This is a genomic window from Streptomyces sp. 8N706, from assembly GCF_052245415.1.
In the GTDB taxonomy this organism is placed as follows: domain Bacteria; phylum Actinomycetota; class Actinomycetes; order Streptomycetales; family Streptomycetaceae; genus Streptomyces.
Genome location: NZ_JBQQBW010000021.1, coordinates 1 through 12,486, shown reverse-complemented (window position 1 = coordinate 12,486; position 12,486 = coordinate 1). Strand labels below are relative to the sequence as shown.

At 70.8% G+C, this 12,486-nt stretch carries 7 protein-coding genes; 2 read left to right on the top strand and 5 right to left on the bottom strand.

Going from position 1 to position 12,486, the window contains the following annotated elements; translation table 11 throughout:
* Positions 1–3: 3 nt before the first annotated feature.
* From ACTWQE_RS10870 to ACTWQE_RS10855, 4 genes are all read right to left on the bottom strand, one after another.
* Entirely contained in the window at positions 4–936 is a 933-nt protein-coding gene (locus ACTWQE_RS10870) for a branched-chain amino acid ABC transporter permease (RefSeq protein ID WP_443328659.1), read from the bottom strand.
* A 102-nt stretch (positions 937–1,038) separates the two neighbouring features.
* Positions 1,039–2,265: a branched-chain amino acid ABC transporter substrate-binding protein gene (locus ACTWQE_RS10865; RefSeq protein ID WP_443328658.1), complete on the bottom strand. Its 1,227-nt coding sequence runs from the start codon at positions 2,263–2,265 to the stop codon at positions 1,039–1,041.
* Positions 2,266–3,258: 993 nt separating this feature from the next.
* The gene (locus ACTWQE_RS10860; RefSeq protein ID WP_443328657.1) at positions 3,259–3,732 is read right to left on the bottom strand and encodes a PaaI family thioesterase; all 474 of its coding nucleotides are present in this window, start codon (positions 3,730–3,732) and stop codon (positions 3,259–3,261) included.
* 56 nt (positions 3,733–3,788) lie between these two features.
* Positions 3,789–6,092 (bottom strand): FdhF/YdeP family oxidoreductase, encoded by a 2,304-nt coding sequence (locus ACTWQE_RS10855; RefSeq protein WP_443328656.1) that lies wholly within the window; start codon positions 6,090–6,092, stop codon positions 3,789–3,791.
* A gap of 292 nt (positions 6,093–6,384) precedes the next feature.
* On the opposite strand from ACTWQE_RS10855, the gene polA reads away from it, so the two are divergent.
* Together polA and ACTWQE_RS10845 are read left to right on the top strand one after the other, a co-directional pair.
* Positions 6,385–9,117 carry a DNA polymerase I gene (gene polA, locus ACTWQE_RS10850; RefSeq protein ID WP_443328655.1) on the top strand — a complete coding sequence of 911 codons (2,733 nt, stop codon included), beginning with the start codon at positions 6,385–6,387 and terminating at the stop codon, positions 9,115–9,117.
* A 689-nt stretch (positions 9,118–9,806) separates the two neighbouring features.
* Entirely contained in the window at positions 9,807–11,567 is a 1,761-nt protein-coding gene (locus ACTWQE_RS10845) for a lytic transglycosylase (protein ID WP_443328654.1), read from the top strand.
* Between the two features lie 218 nt (positions 11,568–11,785).
* Here ACTWQE_RS10845 and ACTWQE_RS10840 read toward each other — a convergent pair.
* The coding region (locus tag ACTWQE_RS10840; RefSeq protein WP_443328653.1) for an ATP-dependent helicase C-terminal domain-containing protein at positions 11,786–12,486 on the bottom strand (701 nt) is incomplete at its 5' end.

The following is a 12,486-nucleotide window of genomic DNA, read 5'->3' as shown; positions in this document are numbered from 1 at the left end:
GTCTCACGCCCGATCCGCTACGCGCTCGCCGAGCAGGCCCTGTGGCCTGAACAGCAGCACGAGGATGAGAAGTACGAATGCCCAGACGTTGGCCCAGGCGCCGCCTCCGAGCTGGTCCATCCCGGGGATGTCCTGGATGTAGTGGATGGACATCGCTTCCGCGAGTCCGAGGACGACTCCGCCGAGCATGGCGCCGTAGATGTTGCCGATGCCGCCGAGGACGGCGGCGGTGAAGGCCTTGAGTCCGGCGATGAAGCCCATCTCGAACTGGACCTGGCCGTAGCGGAGTCCGTGGGCGACGGCGGCGACGGCGGCGAAGACGGCGCCGATGGCGAAGGCCATCACGATGATGCGGTCGGTGTTGATGCCCATGAGCTTGGCGGTGTCGGGGTCCTGGGCGGTGGCCTGCATGGCGCGGCCGGTGCGGCTCTTGGAGACGAAGATGCCGAGGGCGAGCATGCACAGGGGCGCGGCGACCAGGAGGAAGACATCACCGCGCTGGATGTGCAGATTGCCGAGGATCTCGAACGACTTGCCTTCGATCTGCGGGAAGCTGCGGGCCTTCTTGGCGTCGGGGTAGAACGCCCAGACGATCTGCTGCAGAGCGATGGACAGGCCGATCGCGGTGATCAGGGGGGCGAGCCTGGGTGCGCCGCGGAGCGGGCGGTAGGCGAAGCGTTCGGCGGCGGTGGCGACGGCGATCGAGGCGAGGGCGCCGCCTATGAGCATGAGGGGTATGGCCGTCCACAGCGAGGTCCCGGCGGGGAGCCAGATGTAGACGGTGAGGGCGCCGAAGCCCCCGATCATGAAGATCTCGCCATGGGCGAAGTTGATGAGCTGGACGATGCCGTAGACCATGGTGTACCCGATGGCGATGAGGCCGTAGAGGGTACCGAGGGCCAGGCCGTTGACCAGCTGTTGCGGCAGTTCGTGCACCGCAGGGCCTCCGATGAGCGTGTCGGATGTGAGACCGCGCGAGGGCGCTGTGTGCGCCCTCGCGCGGTCGTGTTCAGGTGAGGTGGGCCGAGATCGCGGAGGTCAGTCCTTGAACGTCTCGCTCTTGACGGCTGTCCAGGCGCCCTTCTTGACCTCGTAGACGGTGAGCTGCTTGTTCGTGGTGTCGCCGTACTGGTCGAAGGAGACCTTGCCGGTGACTCCGTCGAAGGAGACCTTGCTCAGTGCTTCGGTGACCTTGGCGCGGGCGTCGCTGGGGAGCTTGCCGTCGTTGTCGGCCACGACTGCCTTGACGGCCTGGATGATGGCCCAGCCGGCGTCGTAGGAGTAGCCGCCGTAGGCCGCGTACGGGTCCTTGTAACCGGCTGCCTCGTAGTCCTTGATGAAGTTCTTGGCGGAGTCGAGCTCCTCGACGGGGTAGCCGACGGACGTGGCGAGGTCGCCGTCGTTCTTCTCGCCGGAGGCCTTGATGAACTCGGGGTCGTAGATGCCGTCGCCGCCCATCAGGGGGATCTCCGCACCGGCCTTCTTGACCTGGTCGGAGAGGAGGCCGCCCTCGGGGTACTGGCCGCCGTAGTAGACGGAGTCGGCGCCGGAGTTCTTGACCTTGTCCGCGACGCTGGAGAAGTCGGTCTCCTTGACGGTCAGGTGGTCGGTGCCGACGACCTTTCCGCCGAGGCGCTTGAACTCCTTGGCGAAGATCGAGGCGAGGCCGGCGCCGTAGGTCTGCTTGTCATCGATGACGAAGACCTTCTTCTTCTTCGCGTCCTTGTAGTAGTACTGCGCGGCGAAGCGGCCCTGGACGACGTCCGTGGTGGCCGTGCGGAAGTAGGTCTTGAACGGGCGCTTGAGCTCGCCCTTGGCCCAGTCGGAGCCCTGGCTCAGGTCCGGGCTGGTGTTGGCGGGGGAGACCTGGGCGAGGTTGGCCTTGTTGAAGACGCCCTGCATGGACTGGGAGACGCCGGAGTTGAGCGGGCCGACGACGCCGAGGACGTCCTTGTTGCCGACGAGCTTGGTGGCGTTCTGCTGACCGGAGGCCGGCACGGCCTGGTCGTCGAGGGCCTCGACCTTGAAGGTGACTCCGTCGACCTCGTTGTTCTTGTTGGCCGTCCTGACGGCGAGGTCCACCGAGTTCTTGATGCCCTGGCCGAGCGCGGACAGAGAACCTGTCAGCGGAGCGTCGACGCCGATCACCACCGTGGTCTTGCCGCCACTGCCTCCGCCTTTGTCGTCGCGCGAGCCACAAGCGGTGAGGGTGAGGGCCCCTGCCGTGATCGCGGTGGTGAAGATGAGCAAGGAACGCTGTCGCACGTTGTGTCCTCTCCCTGGCGCGGCGCCCTCTGCTGAGGGGTGCCGTGTCGCGTGCCGGGCGTATGCCGGTCCTGTATGGCTGAACTGTGAAAGTGCTGTGTGACATCCGGCGGCGCCGTGACTCGCCGTGACTCTAAGCGTGTGCAGCGGCGGGGGGCAGAGGTGCAGGCCATGATGTGACTGTCTTGTTATGACCCAGGTCAGGACGGGGCGTCGGTGTAGTGAATAAATGCTCTTAAAACGCCCATTGATTGCCATACCGAGCGGTCTGTGAGGCGAGAATCCGCAGCTTCGCTAAGGAGTTCGGGGTGACGTGGGTCACAGCGTCCGGAATGTGGCCGACGGTGTCACATGGGGGCACTGCATGTATGTGCCATGAAGGTGCCGCGCTGCGTTCCTCATTGCGCGAATGTTACGGAGTGTTACGACCGCCGGTTCCGCCGCCGTCCGCCGCTGATCCGGTCCCGTCGCCTTCGGCGGCGCATCGCTGCCGTGTCCGGCGGTCGGTAAGGGCCTCTGGCGGGGGAGGTGTTGCGCCGGCCGCGTACGGCCGGTGCGGCGGCGAGGGCATCGTCCGGAATGCCCGACTTGGACGGTCAAGCGCCCCTTCTGCTCCCGGGTGGCCCGTGCCAGGGCGGTTGACGGGGCATCACCCGGCCCGGCACCGGACCAGGGTGGTGCGGAGTTCTGCCGGGGGTGCGGGCCGGGACGCCGGTGGCGTGCGGCCCGGCGAAGAGGGGCCGGAGCGGGCCCGCGGCGAGAGGACGCCCGTCCACGGCGGCCGCCGTCTGCCTCCCGGTGCGCGGCCCCAGCCTTCACGAGGGCATGCCGGTCCGCTTCCGCCCGGGTGGCAACGGCGCCGGCGAGGGGAGCGTGCGGTCGCGCGGCGGGCCGTACGATCCGGGTAGCCGTGGCACCCGACGGCGTACGCGCGGTGGCGTACGGGGCGGTGCGGCGGCCCCTCGGGCACGCGCCGTCCGTCCGGCTTTTCCGTCAGCCCGCGGCGCCGTCCAGGGGGGCCTCGCGGAGCAGGCAGGTCAGCCGGGCCGTGCAGATACGCCTGTCCTGCTCGTCCGTGATGACGATTTCGTACGTGGCGGTGGAGCGGCCGCGGTGGACGGGTGTGGCGACGCCGGTCACCAGACCCGACCGGATGCCGCGGTGGTGGGTGCAGTTCAGATCGACACCGACCGCGAGCTTGCCCGGCCCGCCGTGCAGCATCGCGCCGACGGAGCCCAGAGTTTCGGCGATGACCGCGGACGCGCCACCGTGCAGCAGCCCGTACGGCTGGGTGTTGCCCTCCACGGGCAGGGTGCCGACGACGCGCTCGGGCGCGGCCTCGAGGATCTCCAGCCCCATACGGTCGCCCAGGTGCCCGGCGGAGAACAGCGAGGGAAGGTCCAGCCCGAGCCCGGTCCACTGGTCGAGGACCTCCTGCGGGAACTTCGTGCTGCTCTGCTCACCCATGGCGCGGGCTCCGATCGTTCTGTGACGCAAGTGTCGTTGTAGTGTGCACCGTCCTATCAGGAGTGCGCTGTGACCCCGCTCTCGGGGGAGGTCTTCTCCAGGCGCACGACCAAGGACTTACTGGCGGGGGTGTTGCTGGTGTCGGCGGTGGCGTCCAGCGGGACGAGGACGTTGGTCTCCGGGTAGTAGGCGGCGGCGCAGCCGCGTGCGGTCGGGTAGTGGACCACCCGGAAGCCCGGTGCGCGGCGCTCGCTGCCGTCCTGCCACTCGCTGACCAGATCCGTGTACGAGCCGTCGGGAAGGCCGAGGGAGCGGGCGTCCTCGGGGTGGACGAGCACGACGCGGCGGCCGTTCCTGATGCCGCGGTAACGGTCGTCGAGCCCGTAGATGGTGGTGTTGTACTGGTCGTGCGAGCGGAGGGTCTGGAGCAGCAGCCGTCCCTCGGGCGCCTCCGGGTACTCGACGGGCGCGGCGGTGAAGTTGGCCCTGCCGGTGGCGGTGGGGAACCGGCGGTTGTCGCGCGGGGCGTGCGGGAGCGTGAAGCCGCCGGGGCGGCGCACCTTGGTCTCGAAGTCCTCGAAGCCGGGCACGACCCGGGAGATGCGGTCCCGGATGCGGGCGTAGTCCTTCTCGAACTCCTCCCAGGGCGTGCGGCTGTTCTCGCCCAGGACCCGCCGTGCCAGCCGGCAGACGATGGCGGGTTCGGAGAGCAGATGGCCGCTCGCGGGCTCCAGTCGGCCGCGGGAGGCATGGACCATGCCCATCGAGTCCTCGACGGTGACGAACTGCTCGCCGCCGTCCTGCAGATCGCGCTCGGTGCGGCCGAGAGTGGGGAGGATGAGGGCCCGCGCGCCGGTCACCACATGGGAGCGGTTGAGCTTGGTGGAGACATGGACGGTGAGCCGGGCCCGGCGCACCGCCGCCTCGGTCACCTCGGTGTCGGGCGTCGCGGCGACGAAGTTGCCGCCCATCGCGAAGAACACCTTGGCCGCGCCGTCGCGCAGCGCCCGGATGGACCGTACGACGTCCAGGCCGTGTTCGCGCGGCGGAGCGAAGCCGAACTCCTTCTCCAGGGCGTCGAGGAACGCGGGGGCGGGGCGCTCGAAGATGCCCATGGTCCGGTCGCCCTGCACATTGCTGTGCCCGCGGACGGGGCAGACGCCGGCTCCGGGGCGGCCGATGTTCCCGCGCAGCAGGAGGAAGTTGACGACCTCCTTGATGGTGGGCACGGCGTGCTTGTGCTGGGTGAGGCCCATCGCCCAGCAGACGACGATGCGCCGGGAGCCGAGGACCATGCCGAGCGCCCGGTCGATCGCCTCCCGGTCGAGGCCGGTCGCGCGCAGCGTCCCGTCCCAGTCGTGGGCGCGGGCGGCGGCCGCGAACTCCTCGAAGCCGTGGGTGTGCTCGCGTACGAACTCCTCGTCGACCGCTCCCGGCGTCTCCAGGACGAGCCGGTTGAGGGCGCGGAAGAGGGCCTGGTCGCCGCCGAGCCGGATCTGGAGGAAGAGGTCGGTGAGGGCGGTGCCGGCGCCGGCCAGGCCACGCGAGGTCTGCGGGTTCCTGAACCGCTCCATACCGGCCTCGGGCAGGGGGTTGACGGTGATGATGCGCGCACCGCCCTGCTTGGCCTTCTCCAGCGCCGACAGCATCCGGGGGTGGTTCGTCCCCGGGTTCTGCCCGGCCACGATGATCAGGTCGGCACGGTGGAGATCCTCGAGCAGCACACTGCCCTTGCCGACGCCGAGGGTCTCGGTGAGCGCGGAGCCCGAGGACTCATGGCACATGTTGGAGCAGTCGGGGAGGTTGTTGGTGCCGAATTCGCGGGCGAAGAGCTGGTAGAGGAAGGCGGCCTCGTTGCTGGTGCGCCCCGAGGTGTAGAAGACGGCCTCGTCCGGCGAGTCCAGGGCGGCCAGTTCCTCCGCGACGATGTCGAGCGCCCGTTCCCAGGGCACCGGTTCATAGCGGTCGGCACCCTCGGGCAGGTACATCGGCTGGGTGATCCGGCCCTGCTGCCCGAGCCAGTAGCCGCTGCGGGCGGCGAGGGACGAGACGGGGTGCTCGGCGAAGAAGCCGGGCGTGACGCGGCGCAGCGTCGCCTCCTCGGCGACGGCCTTCGCCCCGTTCTCGCAGAACTCCGCCGTATGGCGTTTGTCCGGCTCGGGCCAGGCGCAGCCGGGGCAGTCGAAGCCGTCCTTCTGGTTGACCTTGAGGAGGGTGAGGGCGGTCCGCCGCACGCCCATCTGCTGCCGCGCCATGCGCAGCGAGTGGCCGACGGCGGGCAGCCCCGCGGCGGCACGCTGGGGGAGCGTGACGTCGGGTGCGTCCTGGACCGGGTCGCCTGCGGGCGGCTTGCCTGCCATGTCGCTGCCTCCTGTGTGCTCTCGTCCGTGTCCTCGCGCACGCGTCCCGCCGGGGGCCGCCGGCTCCGCCGTTGCGTCCCCGCCTCGACCGGCTGCCCTGCCTGCCGCCTGCGGCCCGGCCGGTGCGTACGGTGGCGACGGCCTGCCGGGACGTACGGCGCCGGCCGGTGCGCGGGTACGGTGCCGATCCTGCCACGCCTGACCGACAGTGGCGCTTCGCCGGCGTGGGTCGGGACTGCTTCCCGGGGCCGGTGGGCGTCCGCTGTCAGTGGGGCGTGGCAGGATCGGGGACGTGGCACAGACAGCATCGAAGAAGTCCGCAGCAACAGCTCCCGCCGCCGGGCAGGGGGACCGGCCCCGTCTGCTCCTCCTGGACGGGCATTCCCTGGCATACCGGGCATTTTTCGCGCTGCCCGCGGAGAATTTCAGCACCACCACGGGACAGACGACCAACGCGATCTACGGCTTCACCTCGATGCTGGCGAACACGCTGCGCGACGAGCGGCCCACGCATCTGGCGGTCGCCTTCGACGTCTCCCGCAAGACCTGGCGCTCCGAGGAGTTCGCCGAGTACAAGGCGAACCGCACCAAGGCACCGGACGAGTTCAAGGGCCAGGTCGAGCTGATCGGTGAACTGCTGGACGCGATGAGCGTCACCCGCTTCGCGGTGGAGGGCTACGAAGCCGACGACGTCATCGCCACCCTTGCCACACAGGCTGAGGCCGAGGGCTTCGAGGTGCTGATCGTCACCGGTGACCGGGACTCGTTCCAGCTGGTCAGCGATCATGTCACCGTGCTCTACCCGACCAAGGGCGTCTCCGAGCTGACCCGTTTCACCCCGGCGAAGGTCGAGGAGAAGTACGGCCTCAGCCCCCGGCAGTACCCGGACTTCGCGGCGCTGCGCGGCGACCCCTCGGACAACCTCCCCGGCATCCCGGGCGTCGGCGAGAAGACCGCCACGAAGTGGATCAACCAGTTCGGTTCGTTCCAGCAGCTGGTCGAGCGGGTCGACGAGGTCAAGGGCAAGGTCGGGGAGAAGCTCCGCGAGCATCTGGAGGCGGTCAAGCTCAACCGGCAGCTGACGGAGCTGGTGCGGACCGTGGACCTGCCGAAGGCTCCGGAGGAGCTGGCGCGCGCACCGTACGACCGGGAGGCGCTCGGCGTGATGCTGGACGCGTTGGAGTTCCGCCACCAGAACTTCCGTGACCGGCTGATGGCCGCCGACCCCGGCGCGGCGGAGGAGGAGTCGGCGCCGGCCCCCGGCGTGGAGCTGGACGGCGAGGTGCTCGGCGCCGGTGAGCTCGCGCCCTGGCTCGAGCGGCACGGGGCGGAGCCGCTCGGCCTTGCGTCGGTCGACGCCTGGGCGCTGGGCAGCGGCAGCGTCAGCGAGATCGCGCTGGCGCAGGCCTCCGGACCGGCGGTCTGGTTCGACCCGGCGGAGCTGGACGAGGCGGACGAGCAGGCCTTCGCCGCCTGGATCGCCGACCCGGACCGTCCGAAGGTGCTGCACAACGCCAAGAGCGTGATGCGGGTCTTCGCCGAGCACGGCTGGCAGGTGGCCGGCGTCACCATGGACACCGCCCTCGCCGCCTATCTCGTGAAGCCCGGCCGCCGTTCCTTCGCGCTGGACGCGCTGTCGGTGGAGTACCTGGGCCGCGAGCTGGCGCCGGCGGCCGACGAGAGCGGGCAGCTCGCCTTCGGCGCCGATGAGCAGGCCGAGAAGGACGCGCTGATGTCCCAGGCGCGCGCCGTCCTGGACCTCGGCGAGGCGTTCACGGGCAGGTTGGCCGACGTCGGCGCGGCCGGGCTGCTGCGCGAGGTGGAACTGCCCACGTCCGCGATGCTGGCCCGGATGGAGCGCGCCGGTATCGCCGCGGACCGCGACTGGCTGGCCCGCATGGAGCAGCAGTTCGCGGGCGCGGTGCAGCAGGCCGTGAAGGAGGCGCACGCCGCGGTCGGCCATGAGTTCAACCTCGGCTCGCCCAAGCAGCTCCAGGAGGTGCTCTTCGGCGAGCTGGCTCTGCCCAAGACCAAGAAGACCAAGACCGGTTACACCACGGATGCTGACGCACTGGCCTGGCTCGCAACCCAGACCGAGCACGACCTCCCCGTGATCATGCTGCGCCACCGGGAGCAGGCGCGGCTGCGCTCCACCGTCGAGGGCCTGATCAAGACGATCGCGCCCGACGGACGGATCCACACCAGCTTCAACCAGACGGTGGCGGCGACCGGCCGGCTCTCCTCCACGGACCCGAATCTGCAGAACATCCCGGTCCGTACCGACGAGGGCCGGGCGATCCGTCGCGGCTTCGTCGTCGGCGAGGGCTTCGAGTCCCTGCTCACCGCCGACTACAGCCAGATCGAGCTGCGGGTGATGGCGCATCTCTCCGAGGACGAGGACCTGATCGAGGCGTTCACCTCCGGTGAGGACCTGCACACCACCGTTGCCTCCCAGGTGTTCTCCGTCGGCAAGACCGAGGTCGACGCGGAGATGCGGCGCAAGATCAAGGCCATGTCGTACGGCCTGGCCTACGGGCTGTCGGCGTTCGGCCTCTCCCAGCAGCTGAGCATCGCGCCGGACGAGGCACGCAAGTTGATGGACACCTACTTCGAGCGCTTCGGCGGAGTGCGCGACTATCTGCAGCGGGTCGTCGAGGAGGCGCGGGCCACCGGCTACACCCAGACGATCCTGGGCCGGCGCCGCTACCTGCCCGATCTCAACAGCGACAACCGGCAGCGCCGGGAGATGGCCGAGCGGATGGCGCTCAACGCCCCGATCCAGGGCACCGCGGCCGACATTGTGAAGGTCGCCATGCTTAGGGTGGACGAGGCCCTGACCCGGGAGAAGCTGAACACCCGGATGCTGCTCCAGGTCCACGACGAGATCGTGCTGGAGGTCGCGCCGGGCGAGCGAGCCCGGGTGGAAGAGCTCGTACGCCGCGAGATGTGCGGTGCGGCCGAACTGCGGGCACCGCTCGATGTGTCGGTCGGTTTCGGGGCGGACTGGGAGTCGGCCGCGCACTGACGTGTCGGCCGGGCCCGACCCCACCGGTCCGGCCTGGGCCCAACCAGTCCGGCCCAACCGTCCGACCCGTCCGACCCGTCCGACCCGTCCGACCCGTCCGACCCGTCCGACCCGTCCGACCCGACCGGCTCGGCCCGGTCGATCCGGCCTGGACCGGCCTGGACCGGCCCTGTTCGGGCCCTTTCTGATGCGTCCGATCCTTTTCCGGCCGGTCCCGGCCCGCCCGGACCGGCTCAGGTCCGGTGGGCTACGAGTCGGGTCGGCTCTGTCCGGCCGGGGCGTCCGGCCTGCCCTCTTGCGGTCCGCCCGGCCCGGCGCATGCCTTTCCGGCTCCTGGGTGCCGGTTCGTCCCGGCTGGTGCATGCCTTTCCGGCTCCTGGATGCCGGTCCGTTCCGCGCGGGGGCGGATCCGTACCGCCGCCGCAGGAACCGTCGTTCTCCTGCTTTCCCTTCCCCTGACCGGTGACGTCCGGATGCAGCAGGCGCGGAGCCCGCCGGGGACAGCGGTCAGGTGCGCATGTGCGGACCTGGGGTGAAACATGGCCGGGGGGCCGATGGCCGGGCGTCCCAAGATGTCGTAGTGTCAGCTGAGTTGTGGCGCTCGGGGACGCACGGCAGCACACCCGGCGGGGCGGATCCCTGCCCGACCTCCCCTGGCCGCGCGGCGGGAACCCAGGGGAGGGCATGTCATGGCAGCGCAATTCGGCCGGCGGCTACGCAAGGGAGCCGCCACGACAGCCGTGACGGCAGTCGCGATGGCGGCGCTGACCGCGTCCCAGGCACCCGCCCTGCTGGGCTCGGAACGGCACTCCGCGGGCGGATCGCAACCCGCGAACGACACCCCGATCGACGGCGGTTCGCCGTACCACACCGACCTCCCCCCGCTGAACAGCCCCGGCAAGCCCGGCACTTCCCCGGATCTCCCCGGCGCCAAGGGCCCCGCGGAGGCGGGCCTCCCGGCCACAGTCCTGGCCGCGTACAAGAAGGCGGAATCCGCCCTCGCGTCGAGCAATCCCGGCTGCAACCTCCCCTGGGAACTCCTCGCCGCCATCGGCAAGGTCGAGTCCGGCCAGGCGCGGGGCGGTGCGGTGGACACGGAGGGCACCACCCTCAGGCCGATCCTCGGCCCCCAGCTCAACGGCAAGGGCTTCGCCCGGATCACGGACACCGACGACGGCGCGTACGACGGTGACACCACGCACGACCGCGCGGTCGGCCCGATGCAGTTCATCCCGTCCACCTGGGCGAACTGGCGATCGGACGGCAACGGCGACGGCGAGATGAACCCGAACAACATCTACGACGCGGCACTGGCCGCCGGCCGTTACCTGTGCGCGGGCGGCCGCGATCTGTCGGTCCAGGCGGACCTCGACCGTGCCATCCTCGGCTACAACCACTCGCGGGAGTATCTGCGGACGGTCCTCTCCTGGTTCGAGTACTACAAGAAGGGCACGCACGAGGTGCCCGACGGCACGGGCGTACTCCCCGTCGGAACCGGCACGGACGGCGACGACGACGTCCCGAAGGACACGGGCAAGGACAAGGACCGGCCCAGGGACGGCGGCAAGGGGCACCGGGAGGGGAAGGGCGAGGGAGCACCGGGCGCTTCGCCGGCTGAGGAGGAAAACAGCCCGCGCCGGAGCCCCGGCCCCGTGCCGCCGAAGACCGGAGGGCACGGCGAAGGCGGCACGCCCACGCCCGGGCCGGGGGACCCGGACCAGCCCGCCCCGGCCGCCAGGGTCACCGGCCTGGAGCGCGCCGCCGCCCGGGAGTTGAGGGCCGTGGCGGGCGAGGAGTTCACCGAGCGGCCCCGGGCCCGGGCGAGGGACGCGGCGGGCACGCCTGTCGCGGGCGTACGCGTGCAGTACGAGATCCGCGGCGAGACCGGGGCGCGCTTCCCCGACAAGGCCGTTCGTGCCACGGTCGTCACCGGCAGCGACGGCACATCTCTCGCTCCGAAGCTGCTCGCCGGAGAGAAGGCCGGTCAGTTCACCGTCCGGGCCACGGTCGTCGGCCGCGATCTGCGCTCCGCCGACTTCACCGCCACCGTCGAGGCCGCTCCCGCGCCGGACCCGCGGGCCGACGCTCTCGCCCGGACGAGCGACGAGCCGCTGAAGGCGGACACCGACAGTGCCTTCGCCGACCCGGTCGAAGTCGGGGCGACCTACGAGGGGAAGTCCGCGGCGGGCGTACCGGTCACCGCTGCCATGCTCACCTCCGACTCCGACCAGCCGGTGGAGAACGACAAGGGCCCGTACTTCAAGGACCAGAACGGCAGGACGGTCCGTACCCTCGAAGCCCTCACGACCGACGCGAACGGTCTGCTGAAGCTGCCGAAGATCTTCACCGACGACCACACGGGCACCTTCCTCCTGCGCCTCACCACCGCCGACGGCACGTCGCTGGACATCGAGCTGACCGTGGAGGAGCCGGCGCCCCCGGCCCAGTAACCCCGGCTTCCACCGCGGACACCGCTCCTCGTGCCGTCGGCGCGCGGGAGCGGTGAAATGAGTTCTCACCTCGCCCTCCCGTTGCTACGGCGCCTCAGCCCTGACGCTCCATCAGGTTGCTGCCCCGGGAGGCCGATCTGGCGCCTTCGCAGCCGTCGCCGCCATGGGCCCTGCCTGCGGCGGACGGCGCCCTGTGCCGGACCCAGGGCCCCGAGGCATCAGCCCCGTTCGAGCCGGGCCTTCGTGTGGCGCGTCGGCTCGGCCGAGGCCGGGTCCTCCGGCCACGGGTGCTTGGGGTAACGGCCCCGCAGCTCGGCCCGTACGGAGCGATATCCGTCGCGCCAGAAGGACGCCAGGTCGGCGGTGACGGCGGCGGGGCGCCCGGCGGGGGAGAGCAGATGCACGAGCAACGGCACACGCCCGCCCGCGATACGCGGTGTCTCCCGCAGACCGAACACCTCCTGGAGCTTCACCGCGAGCACCGGCTGCTCACCGCCGTAGTCGATACGGATCCGTGAACCGCTCGGCACCTCCATCCGCTCCGGCGCCAGCTCGTCGAACCGGGCGGCGTCACCCGTGGCCCACGGCAGCAGCCGGGCCAGAGCCCTGCCCGCGTCGATCCGCTCCAGATCTCGGCGCTTCTGCGCGCGGTCGAGTTCACACCCGAGCCACTCGTCCGGGTGATCCAGCAGCACGGCCTCCGACACATCCGGCCACGGCTCTCCCCACTCCCGGTGCACAAACGCCATCCGCTGCCGCAGCTCGGACGCCTCCCGCGACCAGCGCAGCAGTCCCAGCCCCTCGCGCCGCAGCCCCTCCAGCAGCGCAGCGCGTACCAGAGCGGGGTCCGGCGCGCCCAGCGGCCGTACGAGCAGCTCGATCGCGCCGAGCCGCTCCACGCGCCGGGCCACGACATCGC

Excerpts from the sequence above, each read along its gene's own strand:
- ACTWQE_RS10860 (WP_443328657.1), bottom strand. The coding sequence starts at position 3,732 with ATGGGTGAGCAGAGCAGCACGAAGTTCCCGCAGGAGGTCCTCGACCAG.
- ACTWQE_RS10855 (WP_443328656.1), bottom strand. The coding sequence starts at position 6,092 with ATGGCAGGCAAGCCGCCCGCAGGCGACCCGGTCCAGGACGCACCCGAC.
- ACTWQE_RS10845 (WP_443328654.1), top strand. The coding sequence starts at position 9,807 with ATGGCAGCGCAATTCGGCCGGCGGCTACGCAAGGGAGCCGCCACGACA.